General features: G+C 57.1%; 16 protein-coding genes. 9 read left to right on the forward strand and 7 right to left on the reverse strand.

The window, feature by feature from the left end; genetic code table 11:
• Positions 1-118: 118 nt before the first annotated feature.
• Entirely contained in the window at positions 119-1,030 is a 912-nt protein-coding gene (locus E3328_RS12695) for a restriction endonuclease (RefSeq protein ID WP_167837392.1), read from the reverse strand.
• Between the two features lie 621 nt (positions 1,031-1,651).
• On the opposite strand from E3328_RS12695, the gene E3328_RS12700 reads away from it, so the two are divergent.
• The 3 genes from E3328_RS12700 (at position 1,652) to dgoD (ending at position 5,065) form a co-directional block, all read left to right on the forward strand.
• Positions 1,652-2,461, forward strand: coding sequence for a DNA-binding protein (locus E3328_RS12700; protein ID WP_135365012.1), 810 nt, complete (start codon positions 1,652-1,654; stop codon positions 2,459-2,461).
• A gap of 288 nt (positions 2,462-2,749) precedes the next feature.
• Entirely contained in the window at positions 2,750-3,739 is a 990-nt protein-coding gene (locus E3328_RS12705) for an endo-1,4-beta-xylanase (RefSeq protein ID WP_135365013.1), read from the forward strand.
• Between the two features lie 186 nt (positions 3,740-3,925).
• Positions 3,926-5,065: a galactonate dehydratase gene (gene dgoD / locus E3328_RS12710; RefSeq protein WP_135365014.1), complete on the forward strand. Its 1,140-nt coding sequence runs from the start codon at positions 3,926-3,928 to the stop codon at positions 5,063-5,065.
• 79 nt (positions 5,066-5,144) lie between these two features.
• Here the strand turns inward: dgoD and E3328_RS12715 are convergent, their stop codons facing one another.
• The gene (locus E3328_RS12715) at positions 5,145-6,026 is read right to left on the reverse strand and encodes an NAD-dependent epimerase/dehydratase family protein (protein ID WP_135365015.1); all 882 of its coding nucleotides are present in this window, start codon (positions 6,024-6,026) and stop codon (positions 5,145-5,147) included.
• Between the two features lie 229 nt (positions 6,027-6,255).
• On the opposite strand from E3328_RS12715, the gene E3328_RS12720 reads away from it, so the two are divergent.
• From E3328_RS12720 to E3328_RS12745, 6 genes are all read left to right on the forward strand, one after another.
• A complete protein-coding gene (locus E3328_RS12720) occupies positions 6,256-6,891 on the forward strand; it encodes a DUF6735 family protein (RefSeq protein WP_135365016.1) in 636 nt (211 codons plus the stop codon).
• Between the two features lie 99 nt (positions 6,892-6,990).
• Positions 6,991-7,929 carry a transcription initiation factor IIB gene (locus E3328_RS12725; RefSeq protein WP_135365017.1) on the forward strand — a complete coding sequence of 313 codons (939 nt, stop codon included), beginning with the start codon at positions 6,991-6,993 and terminating at the stop codon, positions 7,927-7,929.
• Between the two features lie 224 nt (positions 7,930-8,153).
• Positions 8,154-8,603, forward strand: coding sequence for an SWIM zinc finger family protein (locus E3328_RS12730; RefSeq protein ID WP_135365018.1), 450 nt, complete (start codon positions 8,154-8,156; stop codon positions 8,601-8,603).
• A 1,228-nt stretch (positions 8,604-9,831) separates the two neighbouring features.
• Positions 9,832-10,818, forward strand: coding sequence for an alpha/beta hydrolase (locus E3328_RS12735; RefSeq protein ID WP_135365019.1), 987 nt, complete (start codon positions 9,832-9,834; stop codon positions 10,816-10,818).
• 404 nt (positions 10,819-11,222) lie between these two features.
• Positions 11,223-12,266: a hypothetical protein gene (locus E3328_RS12740; RefSeq protein ID WP_135365020.1), complete on the forward strand. Its 1,044-nt coding sequence runs from the start codon at positions 11,223-11,225 to the stop codon at positions 12,264-12,266.
• Positions 12,263-13,126 carry a TauD/TfdA family dioxygenase gene (locus tag E3328_RS12745; protein WP_135365021.1) on the forward strand — a complete coding sequence of 288 codons (864 nt, stop codon included), beginning with the start codon at positions 12,263-12,265 and terminating at the stop codon, positions 13,124-13,126. The genes E3328_RS12740 and E3328_RS12745 overlap by 4 nt, the downstream gene beginning before the upstream one ends.
• A 237-nt stretch (positions 13,127-13,363) precedes the next feature.
• Here E3328_RS12745 and E3328_RS22555 read toward each other — a convergent pair whose 3' ends face one another.
• The 5 genes from E3328_RS22555 to E3328_RS12765 form a co-directional block, all read right to left on the reverse strand.
• A complete protein-coding gene (locus E3328_RS22555) occupies positions 13,364-13,891 on the reverse strand; it encodes a hypothetical protein (RefSeq protein WP_246023009.1) in 528 nt (175 codons plus the stop codon).
• A 12-nt stretch (positions 13,892-13,903) separates the two neighbouring features.
• Positions 13,904-14,998, reverse strand: a complete 1,095-nt coding sequence (locus tag E3328_RS12750) for a DUF7845 domain-containing protein (protein WP_246023010.1) — start codon at positions 14,996-14,998, stop codon at positions 13,904-13,906.
• Positions 14,999-15,259: 261 nt separating this feature from the next.
• Complete coding sequence (locus E3328_RS12755) at positions 15,260-17,092, reverse strand: DUF262 domain-containing protein (protein ID WP_135365022.1); 1,833 nt, start codon at positions 17,090-17,092, stop codon at positions 15,260-15,262.
• Between the two features lie 544 nt (positions 17,093-17,636).
• The gene (locus E3328_RS12760; RefSeq protein ID WP_135365023.1) at positions 17,637-19,013 is read right to left on the reverse strand and encodes a DNA cytosine methyltransferase; all 1,377 of its coding nucleotides are present in this window, start codon (positions 19,011-19,013) and stop codon (positions 17,637-17,639) included.
• A 47-nt stretch (positions 19,014-19,060) separates the two neighbouring features.
• A complete protein-coding gene (locus tag E3328_RS12765; protein WP_135365024.1) occupies positions 19,061-22,003 on the reverse strand; it encodes a DEAD/DEAH box helicase in 2,943 nt (980 codons plus the stop codon).
• Positions 22,004-22,035: the final 32 nt, after the last annotated feature.

Consider the following 22,035-nt stretch of genomic DNA (forward strand, 5'->3'; position numbering starts at 1 on the left):
GCGGATAGTGGCCCGCTCAGGCGACTCACGACGCGAGCCCGCCTCGCCCTTTCAGTCCGCCAGGGTGATGGTTGGATGCCGCCAGTTACCTGTGGTCTGAGATTCCTCCGGTTTCAACTCAAAACCACAGGTCAGAGTACTCAACGTCGTGGACTGCTGCCCAGACGTATCCAGTCAGTAGCCCCACTGGGATGCTCACAACCGCGACTCGGATATCAGAGGCCAGGCCAATCACGAGACCGACCCACATCGGGACCAGGGTGGCGACTTTCGCTTGGGTTCGTAACGGGTTGGAATCAGCGTCTCCGGCGTTCGCGGTGAGATCTTTCAGGCCGCCACCACCGGACTGCATTTCCGCAGACTCGTCTATCGTGTACTCACCTGCATCTCCGTTGGTGCCAACACGGTCGCCTTGGTGCGTTTTCGGCTCATCCCGGCAGCCATGCTGGAACGGCTTTCGACAGTCAGTGCAGTAGTCCTCGCCACAGGCGGCGCACGTGGCAGTAACAACATCAGAAGCGCCACAGGCCGAACACGTTCCAGACAGTTCCTCTTCGATAGCTTTGATAGATTCGTCGGCTTGTGACTGGTGTTTCGTTCGGCCCTTCGAAGTCCCTGAGGAGGATTCTGAGCTAATCTCGATCTCAGCGTCCTCAATCAGCGATATCAGATCCGCTCTATCGATCAGATCTACTCCGAGCTCTTCTGCAAGATCGATGGCGGGTGCGGTAAACGAGGAGGTGGTGACGAGTATGACCCGATCGGCACCTTCATTTTGATGTTTGAGCGCTGAATACTGCTGTATTTGACTGCTCCCGACCGTATTCCCTCCAGAGTAGTACTTTGCCTGAATCAGTATCGTCTCCGTGACCGGGATGTCCTTCTTTGCAATTACATCGACGCCTCTGTCGTGCGACCCCTGGGTAACCTCCGTCTCGTACCCCAGTTGCTGCCAGATCTCAGCAACGAGGTATTCAAACCCGTCACTGCTGATCGTATCGAGATACGAGTCGATCCGCTCCCGACCCATTACTCCACGATTGTCTGTCTGATGCATAAAATCGGGCGTCACTGAATTTCCCGACTATTTATTTCCTTTCGACACGTTCAGATACCACCAATTGGAAGCTTCCTCTGTGGAATCTGCGCGTTCGATTGAGTACTCACAAGCCAGTGAAGGCGGCAGGGTGGGTGCGCCTCGTCCTTTCGTCTGCCACGAGTGTGTCATCAGTTTTCGCTATCGACCGGCCGGTGTGTCGTGACGGCCCGCCCCGCTCGCCGCGTACCGCCCGGAGCGCCGCTCGCGACTGACCATTCCGGGCGTGCGGGCGCTCTCCGCACCGCGAGCGCCCGTACCGGGCTACAGTGAATGTGCCCTCGCGCCAGCACCAAGCGCGCTTTCGGTTGCGTCGGCCACAGGCCGACGGACACGAAACCGGCTTGTGTGCTGGACGCGCGCTCAGGGCGGGTCGGCGCGCGGTGCTGGTTGTGGGATCCTCGGAAGCGCGCGCTCGTCGCGCCCGGAGGGCGCGAACGAAGGCGCGAGCGAGCGCGCGCAGCTGTGTCTCGTCGGACGTGTCGTCGGAAAACCGCGATGTAGTAGCATCGCGGTGGCGGCGCGTGAGCGCCTTCTGGAACCAGTGTGATTCCAATGTCTAGTGAAACGCGATTCGGTAGTAAAGTTTCGGACGCACAGGCGGATGACCAGGAAGTCGATGCGGCATTCGATGAGGGGCCGGAACTGCGGCGGTCGGTCGACCAGGAGATACAGGGGAAGGTCGATACGAATCATCCGAATGCCAGGCCAGAGGGCATGACCCTGAAAGGCGAGGAGAAGTTCCGAGCGCGGGAGGATGAAATTCGACGAACGCGCCAGCGGATGGATCGAAGGCAGTCCTCCGATCGTGAAGAACGAACGCGCGACGTGGTGACCGGACAGACGCGCTATGCGACGGAAGAACCCCCTGAAGATCCGCGTGAACGTCTCAGTAGCGAGCAACTGGCGGAAGTAAACAAGCGCGCGGCGCAGATCGCGGATGACCTCGAAGACCGTTCCAGGGCAGGGGCAGCGTATCGACTCGCCAAGAAGGTGCGCGAAGGCGTGGATATGTTGAACGCGGCGTTGCTGGTCAAAGAGGAATTGCACGCATCTCCGGGCGTGCCAGTCCCGATCGAGACGCTCGAAACCGTGCCTCGCTCGGCGGTGGACATCGAGGGCGAAATCGTGCAGTTGTGGGAGCCGGATAACGCGAAGATTCAGTCGGTCGGACTCATCGAGGACGAGTCGGGACGGACGAAGTTCACCATCTGGGAGCGAAGTGGGCAGCCGTGGGTGAGTGAAGGCGAACGCGTGCGGTTGCGAAACGTCGAGAAGAGCTGGTATCAAGGGCGCGTCTCGGTGGCCGTGACGGGCTGGTCAGAGGTGGAGTTCCCGGAGAAAGACCGGTGGTGGACCGAGTAGGGCGCGAACTCTCTCTCTTTTTTAACGCCAGACCGGCCCGACCCCGCCTCCCCACCCACCGCTCCGTGCTCGCTCTCAGCCAGTCGCTGCGCGCGCAGCCACAACCTCCAGCAACAGGGGTGTCATAAACGGTTCTCATCCCATCCCCTCTCTTTCGCTTTGCTCAGTACAGGGCGCGTATCTCGCACGGTGAATCGCTCTGAATTCGGCGGTATCTGTGTCCGCTCACTCAACAGAATGTTTCCGGGATCGGTATGACTTTCTCGCCTCGCGCTCCCGTATTTGCGAATGTCCAGTGACAAGACACTCCGCGAACTGGCCGACGAACAAGGCGTGACGATCGGGGCAGGCGTTCCCGCTCGATCGTTCAGACAGTATCCCGACGACCCGACGCTCGCACAGACGCTCAAGCGGGAGTTCAACGCGGTTACGACAGCGAACGCGCTGAAAATGGGGCCGTTGCGCCCCGAACGCAAGGTCTACGATTTCGATGACGCCGACGCGATCGTGAACTTCGGTGTCAAGAACGACATGACCGTCCGGGGACACACGTTACTCTGGCACAAGCAGACCCCGGAGTGGTTCCTCGCTTGGGACTATACCGACGACCAGTTAGAAGCGTTTGTCCGGGATCATATTCACACGGTGGCCGGCCGCTATCACGACAAGGTAGATGTCTGGGATGTCGTGAACGAAGCGGTGGCCGATGACGGGTCGATGCGCGAGACGATGTGGTACGAGGCGATGGGCGAAGAGTATCTCGACAAGGCCTTCGAGTGGGCAAACGACGTCGCACCGAACGCCGATCTCTATTACAACGATTACGAGATCGCGTCAGACAACGACAAGGCCGACGCTGTATACGACCTTCTGCAGCGCCTGCTCGACCGTGGCGTGCCGATCGACGGCGTCGGGATCCAGATGCACTCCCTTCCGTCGTATCAGCACAGCCGGGAGGATCCCGAAGCGGTCGGCGCGAACATCCGTCGCTTCAAAGATCTGGGCTTGGATGTCCAGGTCACCGAGATGGACGTGGCGTACGGTCCCGACGAGGAGTTCGACGATCGTCTCGAACACCAAGCACAGTACTATCGAGATGTCCTCGAGGCGTGCCTCGACAACGGCTGTGACACGCTTATCACCTGGGGCGTCCACGACGCGGGAACCTGGCTCCAGAATCGCTACGACGTGACGAGCGACCCACTGCTCTTCGACGAGAATTTCAACCCCAAGCCCGCGTACGACGCGATCCGAGACCTCCTAGAGAATCGGAGGTGACACGCGCGAACGCCCCACTACTGAGCGAGCAGCGCGCTGTACGCTACCGCACGTCTCTTCTTCGGCAGTGGCAGTATAGAATCGAGGCAGAGTTACCGAGAACAGGGTGGATGTGGCCTCCATAGGCATCTCGAGTAAAGCGAAGGGGTCCCGAGACATTATGACGCATTCTATCGAACGGTGGATATGGAGATCCGTGACTACGAACTCTTCGAAGTGCCACCTCGGTCACTGTTACTGAAAGTCGAAACGTCGGACGGCCTCATCGGGTGGGGCGAACCGATCCTCGAAGGACGAGCACAGACTGCCGCCGCGGCAGTTCGGGAACTGCTGGACACCTACGTCGTGGGCGAAGAGGCATACGAGATCGAACGGCTGTGGCAGAAGATGTACCGCAGCGGCTTCTATCGCGGGGGCCCGATCCTGATGAGCGCATTGTCGGGGATCGATCAGGCGCTCTGGGATCTCAAGGGGAAATCTTTGGGGGTTCCCGTGTACGAGCTCCTCGGTGGGAAAGCGCGTGACCAGATCCGACTGTATGCGCACATCAGAGGCGAGACGCCGACGGAAGCGGCAGAGTACGCGGTCGAGCGAGTCGAGGAGGGATTTACGGCACTGAAAGGGGCTCCCGGGAGCAGAGACTGGGAACATCTCGATACCCCGGCCGTGCTCGATGAGGCACGGGCTCACGTGGGCGCCGTTCGAGACGCAGTCGGTGACGAGATTGACCTTATGTTCGACTTCCATGGGTGCCCGTCCAAACCAATGGCCAAGCGACTCGCCACTGCCCTGGAGGAGTTCGATCCGATGTTCTACGAAGAACTGGTCGTCCCGGAGAAGAATGACGTCCTCCCGGGAATCGCGGCCCACACGGATATTCCCCTCGCGACCGGTGAACGGATGTACAGCCGGTTCGATTTCAAGCCGCTCCTCGAAGCCGGGGCCGTGGATGTCATTCAGCCGGACGTTTCACACGCGGGGGGCATCACCGAGCTGCGCAAGATCGCTACCATGGCAGAAGCGTATGATGTCGCCGTCGCACCCCACTCGCCACTCAGTGCAGTTGCGCTGGCCGCGTGTGTGCAGGTCGACGCCTGCACGCAGAACGCGATCATCCAGGAACAGATCGTTCACGAGGACCGAGTGCCGAACTACCTTGCCGATATGAGCGTCTTCGACCACGACGACGAAGGGTACATCGACATCCCGGAGGGACCGGGATTAGGAATCGACGTCGACGAGGGGTACGTCCGCGAGATGACCACCGAAGACGCGTGGGACGCACCGATCGTAACGCGACGGGACGGCAGTATTACGGATTGGTAGCGAATGTCGTGACGGCAGGCTCGCATACCGGTAGTGAGTGCGGTGTGGCCTGCTCGGGTGAGTACGGGCGACGAGACCGTCAGCCCATTCGCCAGGAGTGGTCTGGTTCCCAACCGAGTCGGTCCTTGGCCTTTGTGTTCTCGACGAGACTCTCATGGTCCGAAAAGTCCCGTCTGAGTGCCGCGTCCGGGTAACACTCTTCGATGAGCTCGTCGGTCGAAGTCTCCATGGTCGTGTCGTCGGCGACGATCCAAAACGTCTCGTGACCGTCGAAGTCCGCCTCGATGACGCAACGGGCGGCCGCTGCGGCGTCGTCGACGTGGACGTACGCGAAGAGTTCCTGCCTGCCGCCGGGGGCGTCCGGAACCCCGGCCTCGAGTGTCCGGTCGCTCCGGACGAATGAGGAGTCGAGTTCCTCGCCGTCGGCGACCCACGGGTAACGGAGCGACCCGATGCTCGGGGATGCGTTCGCGTCCCGACCGAATCCATCCGCGGTCACCTCGATCACGCGTTTCGCAATCGCGTATGGATCCCGGGGAGTCGTGGGGTGGTCCTCGTCTACCGGGAGATACTCGACTTCGATGGGAACGTCCTGAAACGACGCTCCCATAGCGTTGATACTGGATGGCAGGCAGACGGCCTCGAGCCCGAGTTGGGTGGCGGCCTCCAGGACGTGATATGTGCTCATCACGTTGTTCCGGTAGGTGACGTACCCCGGTTGGTGGCGCGGCGAGGGAACCGTCCCCATGTGTATCACTGCGTCCGCATCGCTCCGGGCGAGCGCCCCGTACACCTGGCCGGCGTCCTCGAGATCGATCGCGATGTACTGATCGGCGACCGCCTCTCGTCGCTCCGCTCGTTCGAGGTTGACCGTTCGGTAGCCGTGCTCGTTCAGCTCGACCAGCACGCGCTCGCCGATACGGCCGTTCCCTCCGGTGACAGCGACTACCTCGATGGACATACGATAGACGAACAGCAGCCTTGATTTAATCCTTTTCAGCACCAGCCTGGTTCCAGCCGATGGTCTTTTCGCTCGTATACTGAGCAGAGGATTCGTCCTCAACAGCCCGAAATTACGACCGCTGATGGGCGAATCGAAGACAGTTCAACAACTATCTGATAGCGATACTGGGTGATTTTATCGCCCCCTGAGGGGCGCGGGGGTACCTACTGAGTCCTCCGCGAGTACAATGGGACATCGTGCACTCATCGCCTACGAACGGTCGGACAGTACCTACAATTGCCATTACACCCACTGGGGTGGGATGCATCTCAGGCTCAAGCAAGCCATTACCAGCGAGACGCCCTTCGGTGGCGAGCAACCGAACGAAACGAGTCAATCCATCTGTACGCAACTCCTCGAAGCAACGACCGAGACAGCAATTCAGTACGCCCTGGACAGCCGTCAATCACCGTCGCTCCCGGTTGATATCGATCCGTGGGCGACGCGTTGCACGCTCGAGGAGATCATCACCGAGCAGCTGGACTTCCTACACCACGAAGCGTTCTATGTCGTCGATCGTGACTTTGCGGTGACTGCCTACCGAACGCACTGGTTCGGACTCCAGTACGACTGTGCTGCAATCGAAACTGCACCCACAGTCGGCAACGGGGCGCTCAGAACCGTCCGGTGGTATGACGGCGAACCAGTCGGCGACGGGTTCGCACAGGGTGAGTTCCGCGCGCTGAAAGCCGTCGCCGGCGACCTCATCGATCGGGGGTTCTTCACGCACTCTGAGGCCATCGAATACATCGAGCAGAAACTCGACGAGTGGGTCGGCGAAGATCAAGAACTCATCGTCAGACGACCGCACGTCGTCGAGTGATCCATCGGGATTCGCTCGAACTCCGGTGTGCGTCGCTGCGTGTGTTTATTGCCCCCTGAGGGGTGCGGGGGGCACTACAAGGCCTCGCGCTGACCTTCGATGGCTACGACAGAACACTTCGAGCGAACGTTCGACGAGGAGATCGGCCAAACGATCCAGACGACCGAGTGTCCCGAATGCGACGGGCGACTCACCACTGACAGTGGGGAAACTCGCTGTACCGACTGTGGACTGGTCGTCGAGGGCTGCCGTGTCGATCGACGCGGCCCACGTACCTTCGCCGAAGACGACACCAACCGAGAACGCACAGGCGCACCGATAACTGAAGCGCGACACGACCGCGGGCTGTCGACGGAGATCGGATACAAATTCGATGGGAACGGCAACGCGCTCTCCGGACAGAAACGACGGCAGCTCACCCGCTTGCGTCGCGAGCACACCCGGGCAAAATGGCAATCCAAAGCCGAGCGGAATCTCGCCCACGGCTGTACGGAGATCGCGCGGCTGGTCGGGGCACTCGACCTCGATCGTGCGCACCGCGAGCAGGCGAGTGCGCTGTTCCGGTCGGCACAAGATGAAGGCCTCCTGCCCGGTCGGTCGATTGAGGCATTCGCGGCAGCCTCGATTTACGCGGTGTGTCGATGTACGGCCGCGACTCGAACACGCGGTGAGGTGGTGTCAGTCGCTCAGGTCGGCCATGAGCGAGTGATCAACGCCTACGACGTGCTCAACGAGCAACTGAACCTGCCGACACCCCCACAGCGACCACGGGAGTACATCCCAGCGCTCGCGTCGGCGATGGACGTTCCACCGGAAACCGAGGGGGTTGCGCGCTCGCTCGCCGAACGTGCGCGGGACGCCGGTGAGAGCATCGGTGTCCATCCTGCGGGGTTCGCAGCGGGCTGTCTCGAAGTCGCCTGTCGGGACCACGGCGTGGACATCACGCAGTTGGCTCTCGCCGAAGCCGCGGACGTGACACCGGTAACCGTGCGTGCCCAACGCGACCGCATCGAGGCAGCGCGCGGTGGGTGGTGTTGATGCGGCTCTCCGGTGTTCGTGCGTTCCTCTCAAAGTTCGGATCGAGCGGCGAGTGCATCCACGAGTGTCGCCACTGTGGAGAAACCGTGGACTCGATGGTCGACTCGTGTCCAGTCTGTGGACGGGCAGGCATTGCGACCTACGAGGTCGGATAGACGCTCCGCACGTTCGTTTATTGGCGCCCCGAGGGGCGGGGCGCTCGCGTTCGGGTGCTCCAGCAATCCATGCATCCACTGCAACAACTGGACGTTTCGACCCGCGTCGCAAAGCGCGCACAGTACGAAGCCTTCGAGTTTTCCCTGTCTCCAGGTGGCATCACCGTTCGCAACGGCAGTCACGCCAACCCGAGTGAGCACGAATATCTCGTCCGAATCGAGGATGGCATTCCTGTGGTCTGTGACTGCCCAGCTGACGAGCACTACGAGGGCGCGTGCAAACATCGGGTCGCGGTCGCGATTCGCCGGCCAGTGCTCAATGCCGCTGGCACAGCAGATGGCGCACAGCCGGTCGCGCCGGACGGTGGGCGCGTTACCACGCAGGCAGGGGAGAAACCCGATACAGACCCGTTGCAGGACGGGAGAGACGTTCGTGACGAGGAGGAGTGCTCGGAATGCATCGGTGAGTTCCCGTGCTGGGAGTGTGTTCGAACTGGCCGCAAAGAACTGCCCGAGTAGCGGAATCGATTCTAGAAGATGGGATTCGATGTCGATTCTTGGGAGCACGCTTGCTCAGAAATCGTGGCGATACCTGCTTCTCTGTTGTCCAGCAGATCGAGGCTCAGCTGGACACCCTCCCCCCGTTTGCGATATGAAATCGCGAATGAGGAGAGGGACAGGTGGCCAGAATAGTGGCCATCGCTGCCACCAACCACCTGATCTCCACCAAACGGGTACTATACTGGCTCTGTACAATCTGTTCTGAAACCAGTGGTATTTATATATGAATAGTTAAAATTAGTCCGTAATACAGTAGCTATCATTGAGTTTGAAAAGGTATGTATTCTGATTAATCCGCGGCCGGGACGATGTCATTTCGACGGGAATCTATCGCAGATTCACTGTAACCTTCGTGCTTCTCTGTTGTGACCAAAGCGAGATCCTGAACGGCCTTGCTCTTGCAGCTGATTTCATCTTGCATGCGGGGGGTCCGCACAACCAGCGCTAATTTCATTTCGCAAACGGGGGGTTCTGGCTGATTCGGGGATTGATTGGCGTCTCCTGAATCGTTCAATTTGTTTGTCTGGGTGAGGTACTGGCTGGCTCGGTAATTCATCTCGCAGACGGGGAGTCTCAAGTGGCAGTCTGTATGATAGAGGCCAATACTACCCAGAATTGGGTCCGATTGGCGATGCTACGGCACGTTGATCGGGAGGGGTCAAGCACACTGACGGTCAGCGAAGGAAAAGGACGCCCGCATATCTCTCGGACCGCACACCAGAGTCGCCTCGCTGAACGGTCGATGTCGCGATAGGTTCACGTGGCTTCCGTACTGAACCTCAAGACCGAATTTCACTTTGCACACGGGGTGTGTCCGAGAACCATCCCCACTCGAAATCAGCTGCCAGAATTGTGAATTTGCTTGGGAGACACACCACCGTCGCGAATGTATTCGCGTGTGGTATGGAATTATTTATATTTTGTTCATCTGTTACCTCTACAGACCCTTACATCCGCGACAGTGGTGTGTGTCTCTGTGGGCCAGGGCGTTCGATTCGCTGTTCTGGAATGGCTGTCTCCGCTGTGTCTCTCCAACCGTTCTAAAGTGGCCGACCGGATGTTGCTGGTTCAGAGAGGGGCGTTGTTGCTCGCGCGGCGGCTCATCGGGGCTGAGTGGGCCCACCGCAACCGAGGCACGTTCCGGAAACCGTAGCTCTATACCGACTGCTCCACCCTTTCGGATATCATGACGAGCGATAGCTCCGTCCACGAGGGGGTCACGTACGCCGATCGCGAGACTGGCGAGCTGAAACTCGATCTCTATCTCCCGGAGAGGGAGGATCCACCACTCGTCGTCTACGTCCACGGCGGCGGGTGGATCGCGGAGACGCGCTCGAATATCCCCGATCCCGAGCAGTACGCTGCCGAGTGGGACTGTGCAATCGCCAGCGTCAGCTACCGCCTCCAGGAAGCTCCCAATGGGGCGGCCGTCAAGGAGATGTACGACCCAGCAAACCCCACTCCACGTGGGAGCTTCCCTGACCACTTCGTCGACGTGAAAGCCGCGATCCGATGGCTTCGCGCCCACGCCGGCGAGTACGGCTACGACGCCGAGCGGATCGCCGCGTGGGGCTCCTCGGCGGGTGGGCATCTCGCCTTGCTTGCGGGTGTCGTCGACGATGTCACTGACCTCGGGGATGCTTTCGCCGACGAACTTGAGCAGACCGTCGCCCCAGAGGAATCCGGTGCCGTCCAGGCTGTCGTCAGCTGGTACGGCGCCGCCGACTTCACGCTCGTCGAGGATGACGTTGAGGGGCTCATCCCACTGCTGATGGGCGGTCCCCAGTCCGAAATCCCCGAGCGGTGGGCACAGGCCAGTCCCGTCACGCACGTCACGCCCGAGAGTCCACCGACGCTGTTGATGCACGGTCGCCAAGACGAAGTGGTGGATGTAGAACACAGTCGCCGCTTTTTCGATGCGCTTGAGGACGCGGGTGTGAACGCGGTCTTCTACGAGTTACACGACCTGAATCACGTCTGGGTCGACGATGTCGACGATATCGAGTCCGAACGTGTGGCGATGGACCTGCTCGCGGCGGACCCGACCCACGCCCAGTCAGTCTACGAGACGACACACGTCGAAGCGGGCGAGTCACCCAAGCCGCTTCTCGCGGATCTTCCACCCGCGGGGCCCGAGGCCATCCAGCAGTTCCTCGAACGTACGATCCGGTGAGTCGTTCCTGAGGCTCGATCAGCCGATGATGAGGGGCCTACGGAGTCGTCGATTCTCGGATCTTCGGTGAGGGCCGTTCAATGGGTGCAGAGACGGGAGTTAACTCCGTTGTGTACCAATATAACGGACTGTATCTCTTGTTACTAGGCCCCAGTACAGAGATCAGGGGCTCGGGATAGGTCGTGCATATAGTTCTCTATGATAACTAAGACAGATCATGCGATCGGCTGGCAAAATGCAGTGGTCATTGGCCCGAGACCGCCGGACCCATATCGTAGTTCTTCAACAACTCCGATCCCCTCTTTCATTGAGCAACATTAGCTAAACAACCGCTTGGCTAAGTGGAATGCCTTCCGGAGCAAGATTCCCAATATAATTGTGGTCTGGGAATGATTGAGCCGGTAATGAGCGACAAGGTACAAGAGATACTCTCCGGAGCATCTCAATCAGATGATGTCTCCCACGAATTCGATTCATCTGTCCTCCAGAGATATCAGAGTCTTCTCTTAGATGTCCGGCAAGAAATAGGAGGAGAACGTTTTGGCCAAATTCAAGCTGGCCTCAAAGTAATTGAGATCTCATTATTAGCAGTGGGCGCGCTTCTGGGATTTGCATTATCGTTCAAATTCATCGACACATCGACTAAGGTGTTAGTCTGGGTGTTCTATTTGACACTTCTATTTTTTGTTGGATTAACGCTCCGTCTGGTTCCGAGCGAGCTAAGATTATTAAATGAAAAGGTAACCCGGATTCGGTTAGTCAACCTTTGTGAGAGGCTTGCTGGTCAACTGGCCCTCTTTGATCTGATATATGATGAAGAATTCAAAAATGAGGATGAAGAGCGAATCATCGACAGTTTATCTAAGAATCTCCCACCATACGACTCATTATCTGAAGAGGATAAGAGTACAATCAAGAATTGTTTGGACGATGACCGGATATTTGAGGATTCCCGAGAAACGAATATCGCGCTAGACGACTTAGAAATAAGCAATGAATCTGCGGAGCGGCTTAATAGAGCGACAAAGGAGATTGTAGATCTGTGTCCCTACATATTCACGGGAGGAAATTTCACCGCAAAACTCTATCTCCGGACGAAAATGGAAGTGTGCGGTGATGAAAATATAGAAGTTCTGACTAGTTTTACAAAATATCCTGCGGCCAGTGATCGGCCTCGAGGAAGTAGTTGGGTCAAAGCCCGTGGGAATCCATCGATTGTTTGGCAAGCTTTAGAGGATAGTCAGCCGAAACACGTACAAGAAAAGAATTTGGGCGAATATTACGATAGTGTCCTCGCTATTCCCCTGCCAGGCCGAATTGGCGTCCTCGCGATAACTTCTGACCGGATCGATGCGTTTGTAGATAAAGACGATGAGATATCTGTGCGTGCTTTGGCGGTAGCATCAAGAGCTAATGCATTGCAAGCGCTAGAAATTAGTGAGTCATGAGTATTACAGCTGCGGACGTGACGGATGCGGAATTAGACGCTATCTGTGACACCGTTTATGATAGCTCTCTTCCGGAAGATATCACGGTTGATGGAGTAGAGGTTTTTTCGAGTGAATTCTACCAAACTGCCAAGGAGTACTATAAAGAGTCGGGGCTTGTCCGTTTGCAATTCGAGGACCTCTCTCAACCTTTTGAACTGCTTGAACAAGTCGCGCGAGGATTTGGATTTGATTCTGCATTTGTACCTCCCCAATATTCTGATAGTGATGGACTCCACAACGATTTTGGCATCAATGAGATCTCACACGATGGTGGATCAGAATCGGATCACGAAGGCTTCCTTTCTAACGAAGAACAGTCAGTACACGTTGACGGCACTTTAGAACCGATTGGATCGGTCCCAACAACGATAATGTTGTGCCAGTCTCAGGCACAAAGCGGTGGCGAAAGCCGAGTTTTCAATTCTGTGGGGGCTTTCACTCAACTTGTAGAGGAACATCCTGAACTTGCAAACGCGCTCTGTTCAACTAAAACGCTTACACGGAGTGATGTTGATCGGTCAGGGAACTCAAAAACTGGACCCGTATTTGATATTAATGAATCGGGGCTTGTAACCAGATTCTCCTTGGATAATACCTCTGAGTGGAATTTAGACGAAGTTGAGCACCTGCAAGAAGCACTTGATTGGATGGAAAATAGACTCTCTCTTGATAGCGATTTCTACACGGAATTCAGACTAGCTCCAGGTGATATGCTAATTGTTGCGAATCATAAGATATCTCATGGCCGTAATGGGTACAAAGACACGGAAGGGAATCGGCGCCAATTATATCGTGCACTATTCCAAGAACCCTTATAACGCCAATTCAATCCGGAAATACACTTAGTACGTCGATTAATTAGCCACATCACATGTATGATGATCAGGTACAGTTCGATTCCTCATTAGGCGTGTCCCTAAGGGGACGAAATCAAAACACAACACACCTTCTCGCAACCCCCCACAGGGAGTTGTCGGCTTGAGATCGAGGGTGAAAACAGCGAATATTACTGGGAATTAGCCCCGGTCGATAGTGTTGCCACTACTCGGGCCGCTTCAGTCAAGGAGTCGCCAAGCCCTCGTTGCAAACGATTTCACCTCGGATGTCGAGAGATAGTTGCCCTTCGAACCAACGTCTTCTCTGTAGCGGACCTTCGCCATCCGGTACCGCTCTTCCGGCATGTCCGCGGAAGTCCAGAGATCGAAGCCCTCGCGTAGCTTCTTCCTGATGTCGTCGACCTTGCCGAATTCGAGTTTTAGATCACCGCCGCCTCGGTCTTGCACATCGATGTCGTGCTTTGCCGCCCAGGCAATGAACGCGCTCGTTGATTCGTCGACGCCACGTTCGGCCGCTTCCATGGCCTTGGCGCCCGCTTCTGCCGCTCGTCTCGTCGCTTCCTTCGCCTCCTTTACAGCATCGTGGACGAGATCCGCGATGTACTTCGAGCGCAAGGAAACGCTCCCGTATTCCCGCTCTACCAGCTCTGGGATGCGGTCGAGCGCCCGTCGGACACTTCCCGGGTGCCGATCGGTCTCTTCGGCGATCTCCTGCGGGCTGATCTCGCCCCCATCGGTCACGAGCACTCGGAGAGCGTCCTAGGCCGTCGGTGCCAGTCCGTCCGCGATGTGCTTGATGACGACCGACTCTTGCCTGTGCTTAATCTGCGTGAAGTCCGGGTCCACGATGTCGCGGTCTCGCTCCGATTCTGTGGGCGTGAAGTATTCGTCACTGACGTAGGTTCCCATGCCCGGGCGGAGCGGGACGTTCGCCTCCGAGAGAACGCTGAACAGCGTCTCCTCTAACTCGACGGTGAGTTGCTCAAGAGCGCCGTCTGTTGCTCCAAGCTGGTCATCCCAGAACGACTTCTGGTAAGACACGCCGACCTTTGGATGTGAGAGCGAGCGGTTGCTATCCAATCCGGCCGCTTCTCTCGCGTAGTAGTGCTTGATCTCTTTCGGGAGTTCGTGTTCGGGGAACGCCTCGCGGATGCGTCTCGGGCCGAGTGTGGCCGTGTGATAGTATCCGGGTTGGTTCCGACCCCGCTCGTCGCTGTCGTACTGGACGAGCTTCCGACGGCCCTGACGGTCGTTTTCGAGCAGGTGTCCTAACTGTGCTATCGGACCGTCGCGGGCGTGGACTGACCCGCTCACGTCCTCGTGGAGACGGACGTACCGCTCCGCATCGAGTATCGTCGAGAACTCGTGAAGTTCCTGGAAGTAGCTGAGACTGATTCCGACGGATGCGGCCGCCTTCCGAATGAGAGGCTGGTAGCGCTCGAACTCGATGTTCGAACCCTGGACGTGGAGATTCACTCCCTCGTCGAGATCGTCGGGGACGGAGATCGATTTCCCGCTTTTGCTCTCCATCCCCTGCCAGCGGGGTGCGATGTGGGCATGCATCGAGCGCTGGCCTACCTGGTCGTCGCAGCTGTGGATGTGGAGATCGAACTCGCGCATCTCGTCCAACTCGAAGGAGGTGCCCGTTGGGAGGGTCGCGCCGGGGTGAGCGAGTCCAGAGTCTCGATAGGAGAGCGATGCCTCCCACTCCTCGCTCTCGTACTGGAAGGTCGCGCGCTGGCTTCCACCGCCCTCCTTGATCCGCCGGTCGCACGCGAAGAACGGGGACAGCCCGTGCTCCGCGAACAGGAAGTGCGCGGCGAACTCGTGGGGCGCGCTCTCTACCAGCTGCAACCGCGCTCACCCCCGTTAGCGCGATGGGTCGATAGGCGGAACGGAGGGGTTCCTACGGGGGTTGTCGTTCCGGCATGTAAACCGAGAAGGGTATGCCGCCTCCCGGAGTGAAACCGAGAAGACTAGCCTACCCCTTGGAAGAGCGTGTCTCGAGATTAGACACTCGGCTTTTGCACCTAGGAACACACTGAAATGAGGGGGGCCCAACCTTTCATGAGAATTTGATTCTGTCTGGCTGACAGAAAACGGATTCTCCAGAACTCAATCTTGAGTGATCTCTGTTCGTTCCTGTGTGAAGTCCTGGAACGTCTCTACGACGCGCTCTCGAATCAGTTGATCTCGGGCATCCAAGAACTGCAAGAAGTTCTCGATCTGGTACAGTGAATCATTCTGGGGGATGCAATGACGGTCTCGGTAATCGTCGGTCCGCGTCCGGATCCATTCTTCGAATGGGAGTTCTTGTTTTCGCGCGTTCTCCTCATCAGTCAATAACTGCAGATTCGCTACACGGTCACAGGCGTCTTCTAACTGTTCCGCCTGGGGGCGAGGGAATTCATGTTCCTTGACCAACTCCTCGGCGTCAAGCCGATTTTGCGGGAAAATATGATCTTGCTGGTACTCGACACCCTCTCTGACCGCGTCACCGAAATGCAGCAGTGACAACAACAGGAACGACTTCTTGGACCTGTATGTCGTTTCTTCCAATAGCGTGTCAAGGACCTCCGCGCTGAACCCAACGACTTTTCCGCGGCCACGCATTCGACTGTGAATCTCTTCTAACGGGTACCCGCTGTCGGCCTCATCGATTGCGGTCCGCGCATCGTCCAAGACTTCGTCCGGCCGTGAATTGAATGTCCCATTCAGCAACGCTGAGGTCAACCAGTAATGAATCCGTTTCCGCGTCTCCAACCCGTCCTGTGACGTCCAATCCAGCGACGGGTTATGCCGGTAAATGTAGTACGAAATCGGGATCAACGCATTGTGACTGGTGAGGCTGCGATTGTCGATGCCGAACTCAACGATCAGGTCGATCGCTCGCTCAATTGAGTCTTGGAAGGTCCCGTTTTCCCACACGGTCTGCATCCGATCGAGATTCTCATTCGAAAAATTCCCAATGCGGTACTGCGGGATGGATTCCGTCCCGTACATCAACAACGCCTTCAGAATGAAGTCAATCCCGAATTTGAAGTTTTTATCCGGATGTCGTCGATTCAGATTGTCAACGAACGATGTAATCTGCTCGCGCGCATCTACTGAATCCTCCCCTTCACCCCACCGTGCTGTCGCCATCGACAATAGAATCTCAGACTTACTCAACGGCGTCCCACCGTCGTTCATCCGGATGAAAATATCCAGTACCCGCTCCCGATCAGTCGTATTCTCTTCATGATACTGGATCAGATCGTCATTATGCACCGCATCGAACAGCTTCTTCAATGTCGTCCCAGCAGACCATCGCTGTTCATCCGGTACATCCAATTCCGACGCGATATCCATCACATCATCCGACTGGTCGATGTTCAGGACCTCACCGACACGATACCAGTACGTCCCTTCCGAATTCGATGGGTCCGGCTCCCGGAACGAAAACTCGTACTGCAGCCCGAGCTCATCATCAACTGTCTCATCGTCACCCGACAACAAATTCAGATACAGCCGCTTCTGATTCCACGCATCTGCGTTCTTTCGCTGTGCATATTTCTGCTTCTCCGTGAACGTCCCCTTCAACCCGATATAAAACGCCGTCAACCGTTGCTGCCCGTCCAAAATAAGATCCTGCTCACTCGGCAAATCAATCTCATCTTCCTCCCGTATCTTTTTATTGTGATACCGCATCTGCTCAAACTCTGGCTCATCCGGGTGGACACTATCCTCAATATAATGTTGTATGAATTGATATTTCATCTCATCCTGTGCCGCCTCCCCATTCAAATGCCAGACTAAGAACGCCCCAATCGGGTATTCCTGCATCAACGAATCAAACAGCCGAATAATCTGATCCGCATCCCAAACAAACTCCCGCTGAATCGCAGGCAACAAAATCGAGCGATTCACCCGATCAACAGCCTGCGCAATACTCCACGATTGCGGCATACCCTGAACCTGTACCTTGGACTGCCCAAGAAACTTCCCTTTGAATAACAGCGAAAAATCACGGCATGAAATCACATCGATATCCAAACAGCGGCCTAACTCGACACAACATACAATGAGATAATAACCCCGGTGAAAGCCTGTAAAGCAATTAGCCACGCAACTCAGTGATAGCAGTCACACAGGCAGCATTCGCGGTGAACAATGGGACAAACACCTCTTCTACAGGTGACCGCTGATCAGTCACCCACGCAGCACCTATTGAATATGTGGTGATGGACCTGCTCGCGCCAGACCCGATCCACACCTGGTCAGTCTATGGGGCGCCACACGTCGAGAGTAGTAAAGCGTCCGGGCCGTTTCTTACAGACCTCCCGTCCGAAGGTTCCGAGGCTATCCAGCAATTCTTCGGATATGCGATTTAGTGAGCCGTTGTGACGAACCGCTATACCGGAAGTTTTCGACAGGACCGTCAAATCGACCATCCACGCATCTAAGCAAGGTCCTCTAGTACGGGCGGAAATGAGTACTGTAGTACAGGCCCTCAATCAGTAACGTGTTTACCTGAAAGAATTGTCTCCCGAACCGCAACACCGACTGCCTCCCCCAGCCGAGGCGGCACTGCATTTCCAATCAAGCGATATGCGCTTGTACGGCTCTCTGGGAACCAGTATGTGTCTTTGAATGACTGCAGACGAGCCGCTTCTCGAGGAGAGAGCGATCGTGCCTCTGTCGGGTGGATGAACATGTGCCCATCCTTCTGGATGTGTGCGAGAATCGTTGACGCTGGTTCTGCAGGATTCTGCTTCTTGTACTTATCGGGAAACACGTCGTCGCGGTATGGTTGGAGTCGAGTACTTACCTGACCGATGTTCCACCCGACGCCGTGACCAAGCAGCTTGTATATGGAGAGGTCAAGGTGATTGTGCCAGCGTGCGTCATGGTTACGGAGTGTCTGCTCTTCCCAGTCCTCGCCATCTGAGAGATTTCGGGCCCATTCCTGATACGGGGAGACGGGAGGAAGCGTGTACTCAGTCGCCTGGCTCGGTGGCATCTCCCCATCAGGGGAGATCGGCGGCAAGTCCATAATCGCGTCTGCAACGGTGAGATAGGGATGCCTGTATTCTCGGTTGGGCTCTAAGGAAGGAAAGACAGCGGACGATCCAGTTTTGAGCGTCTCCTGGGATTCATCACTGTCGTCCCTCAGTTCAGGACGAATCTGCATCCGCTGGTCTTTCTCTCGGTCGGTCGGCTCTCGATGGGTGAACCACTGGGTGAGTTCCGGTAGAGTCTCTCCAGTTCGCCGGCCGATGAAGAAGAGCCGTTCTCGATGCTGTGGAACGCCAAAGTCCGCTGCGTCAACGAGAAACCAGTCTGTAGTATAATCCAGCCCCTCCATTTCTTCAAGGATGACATCTGTGACAGGGACATCCTCACCAACCGGCGACTGCTCGACCTCCTGTTCTGTCTCCGTCGGAAGAGATTCTTGGACTGTATCCGACTCGACAGTGACTGTATCAGTCAGCATCCCGGGAACGTTCTCCATAACGAACGCCTGTGGCTGGAAATACCTGACGTACCGAAGGAAATCGAGATACAGAACGTTTCGATCGTCTTCGTCAACGGAGCGATCTTCAAGAGAGCCTAGCTTTGAACGACCAATCGTGGAGAACGATGGACAGGGTGGGCCACCCGCCACGAGGTCAAGGTCGCCCGGGTCGATATCGGGTCCATCTTCGGCAGGGTCCGTATCACGAATATCCGCCCGAATGGCGTGGTCATCGTGGTTCTCGCGGTAGGTTTCAACTGCTGACTCGTCATAATCGATTGCCCAGCGTACGTCATAGCCGGCCCGTCGGAGCCCTTCAGTAAGCCCCCCAGCGCCACAGAAGAGATCGATCGCAGATGGTCCCGAATCCATTGTGCGAACGGATGGGTGGGAATGATGAAAGTCGTTCGGAACCGTGATCAGTTCTTAAAGGCGTCGATGACAACGGCCATATTCACGAGGTCGGGTTCATCGGGAACGACCTGTTCTTCCCCGTCAAGCCGGGCCATCTCTGCATTTTTCTGCTCTCGTAATTCGGCAAGCTCACTGCGGTGTTTCGCGAGTACTGCGCTCATATCTTCGCCCGCACGGTCACGCTCTTCGAACTGCTCGATTCGTTCTTCGAGGTCTTCCATCCGGTACTCGAAATAGTTCTTGGCGTGCTCTCGGCGAATACGGACCTCCCGCTCTCGGTCTGCGCGTGCTTCTTGGGCAAGGTCGTCAATGAGTTTCCATGCCACGTCGTCTGCTTTCGAGACGAGTTCTTCAGCTTGCGCGGTTACAGCGCCAATCGAGGGATACTCGTCGATCGCTGACGGGGGCAGCCCACCCGTGATGTGGATGTTCTCGGTTTGAGTCGTACCATCAGGAGTGACGTAGACTTGCGCGAGTTTTTCAGTCACTGTATCACCTGATCCCGAGAGATAGCCAATCCGGTAGTGGCAGAGAAGTCCCGGTGTCTTCAGTTCCGCCCCTCCAGTGAGAACAGCTGTCTGTCCACCAACAGCGTCTGTGTCCAGACAGTACGCCATCATTGCCTGGACAGCTGGGTGGTCAAGTGTGATGAATTCGAGAGTCTCGTCTGCAAGCGCGTTTTCCCGGTCGAAGGTTGCACCGTCATATCGCCTCGCGACATCCTCACTGGTAACCGGGTCAGGAACGACCAGATCAAACACGTCAGCACCGTCTTCGGCGGGACCAGGACGAACGTTTTCGAGGCCACCACCGAACTCCTGACAGACTGTTCTGACGAGATATTCGATGTCTTCGTCGCTGACCGTATCAGTAGCGCTCTCCTCGACGATGTCGAGGATATCTCTGTCTTCCTCACTCAGGTCAAATTTATCCCGGATGAGGAGTTCTTCGTCGACGCGACGGACAGCCTCTTCCTGGTCCTCGACGATGGCCTCAAGGTCGTCGACCACGGCATCTGGACTCTGGCCGGTCGCGAGTGCGGACATGATCTGCTCCTCCAGGTCGACGTCTTCGAGTACGAGCCCAAGGACATCCGAGCTCATCCCAAGCGTTTCCTCGATCTCGTCGATCTTCTCGAGGAGTCGCTCGAGGATGATGCTCTCCCGGGTGTCCTTGAAGAACAGGTTTCGAATCTCGACAGTCTCCTCCTGTCCGTAGCGGTGGAGACGTCCAATACGCTGGTCGATCCGTGTCGGGTTCCAGGGCAGGTCGTAGTTCACCATGATGTGGGCGAACTGGAGGTTCAGTCCCTCCCGGGCGGCGTCTGTTGCCAGCATCACATTGGCGGGGCCTTCGAACTTCTTGAACTGTTGTTGGCGCTGCGACTGGGAGAGGTCGCCATAAATTTCCGCGATATCCCTGTCTCCGAACACTCGCCCCTTGAGGTACTCGAGTGTGTCTGTATATTCGGTAAAGATGAGGATTTTCTCGTCCGGATCCTCTTCCAGAATCCCATTGACGTACTCTCGCAGCCGTTCTGCCTTCGAGTCCACTGGGATGGCCTTCGCTTGGTTGTAGAGGTCACGGACTATCGAGAGCTCTTCTTCGATCCTGTCCGGATCATTAGAGACTACGGCACCACCAAGCTCCTCTTCGACGTGCTCGCGCTGTGCCTCCGTGAGCATCTCGGGGTCCTCTCGGTACTCGTCGAGCAGGCTCTTCGTAACTGGAGAGAGGTCGCCCGGGTCGGCACCGCCTGCCTTGATCGACTCCATCCGGTTCCGGAGGGATTGCTGAATCGCGTAGATCGAGGAGACGAGGCGTTTCTGGTAGAGGACCATGGCGAACCCCGCAGCATCGTTCTCTTCCCGGCTGGCGAGGTTGTAGTGCTCGGTAATGTACTCCGTGATGTCGTCGTAAAGCTGCCGTTCCTCCTCCGTGAACTCGACTGGGAGCGTCTGAATGTTCTTCTCGGGGAACATCGGCGACCCGTCCGCCTCGTACATCTCGTCCTTCAGTCGACGGATCATCAGGTCTCGCAGTCCTTCTTTGTCGACATCGTGCTCGTCGCGGAACCGATAGGGGTCGAGTAGCGAGATCATGAAGTAGAACTGGTCGCGCTTCCCGTTGTGCGGAGTTCCGGTGAGGAACAGCAACCCATCAGAGGTTTCAGAAACCGCCTCTCCGACCCGGTATCGGTCAGTTTTATCGATGCCGCGCTTTCCCTCACGGCGTGCGGTGAGATGGTGGGATTCGTCGAAGAGTGCGATGTCCCAGTCGTCCTGGACGTTCTTCAGGGCGGAGAGCATGTCCTCCTGCTTGGCGAAGTCGATGGAGGTGATGATTCGGTCTTCGTGCGACCAGACATTCTCGGCAGGGTAGGCGTCCTTCTTGGCCTCGACGTAATCGCGGTCGTAGATGACATAGTTCGTGTCGAACTTCTCGCGGAGTTCTTCCTGCCACTGGGTGGTAAGCGGCGCCGGGGCGACGATGAGCACACGGTCGGCCTGCCCCCGGGCGGCAAGTTCCTCGATGACGATCGCTGCCTCGATCGTCTTCCCCAGCCCCACCTCGTCGCCGATGAGGTAGCGATGGTCGTAAGAGGTGAGAATCTCGTGTGCAGCCTTCACCTGGTGGGGGGCGATGTCGATGCGGTTGTTCTCCAGCGCGACGAATCGGTCCTGGCGATGGGCGAGATCGAGTTCGGCTGCCCGGGCACGAAGGTGGAACCGCTCAGGCTCATCGAACTCACCCTTCTCAAGCAGCGCGTCGCTGCTGTCTATCAGGTCAACAACTGCAGCAGGAAGCTTCTTCGAGTTATCGTCATCAGTCAAGATGTGGAGCAGACACTGACCCGATGGACGATGATTGGCCTTGACGAGTTCGCCTTCACCGCCCGCGAAGCTGACGCGGTCCCCGATATCGAAGCCGCATGCGCAACCAGACACTGCTACATCAAGATGTAGTGGCCCAACTTAAC

Source organism: Halosimplex halophilum (assembly GCF_004698125.1).
Taxonomy (GTDB): domain Archaea; phylum Halobacteriota; class Halobacteria; order Halobacteriales; family Haloarculaceae; genus Halosimplex; species Halosimplex halophilum.

Coding starts and splice junctions, on each gene's coding strand:
- E3328_RS12745 (WP_135365021.1), top strand. CDS start 12,263: ATGAGTATTACAGCTGCGGACGTGACGGATGCGGAATTAGACGCTATC.
- E3328_RS12760 (WP_135365023.1), bottom strand. CDS start 19,013: ATGGATTCGGGACCATCTGCGATCGATCTCTTCTGTGGCGCTGGGGGG.
- E3328_RS12715 (WP_135365015.1), bottom strand. CDS start 6,026: ATGTCCATCGAGGTAGTCGCTGTCACCGGAGGGAACGGCCGTATCGGC.
- E3328_RS12705 (WP_135365013.1), top strand. CDS start 2,750: ATGTCCAGTGACAAGACACTCCGCGAACTGGCCGACGAACAAGGCGTG.
- E3328_RS12755 (WP_135365022.1), bottom strand. CDS start 17,092: ATGCCGCAATCGTGGAGTATTGCGCAGGCTGTTGATCGGGTGAATCGC.
- E3328_RS12700 (WP_135365012.1), top strand. CDS start 1,652: ATGTCTAGTGAAACGCGATTCGGTAGTAAAGTTTCGGACGCACAGGCG.
- E3328_RS12735 (WP_135365019.1), top strand. CDS start 9,832: ATGACGAGCGATAGCTCCGTCCACGAGGGGGTCACGTACGCCGATCGC.
- E3328_RS12695 (WP_167837392.1), bottom strand. CDS start 1,030: ATGGGTCGGGAGCGGATCGACTCGTATCTCGATACGATCAGCAGTGAC.
- E3328_RS12720 (WP_135365016.1), top strand. CDS start 6,256: ATGGGACATCGTGCACTCATCGCCTACGAACGGTCGGACAGTACCTAC.
- E3328_RS12725 (WP_135365017.1), top strand. CDS start 6,991: ATGGCTACGACAGAACACTTCGAGCGAACGTTCGACGAGGAGATCGGC.
- E3328_RS12730 (WP_135365018.1), top strand. CDS start 8,154: ATGCATCCACTGCAACAACTGGACGTTTCGACCCGCGTCGCAAAGCGC.
- E3328_RS12740 (WP_135365020.1), top strand. CDS start 11,223: ATGAGCGACAAGGTACAAGAGATACTCTCCGGAGCATCTCAATCAGAT.
- dgoD (WP_135365014.1), top strand. CDS start 3,926: ATGGAGATCCGTGACTACGAACTCTTCGAAGTGCCACCTCGGTCACTG.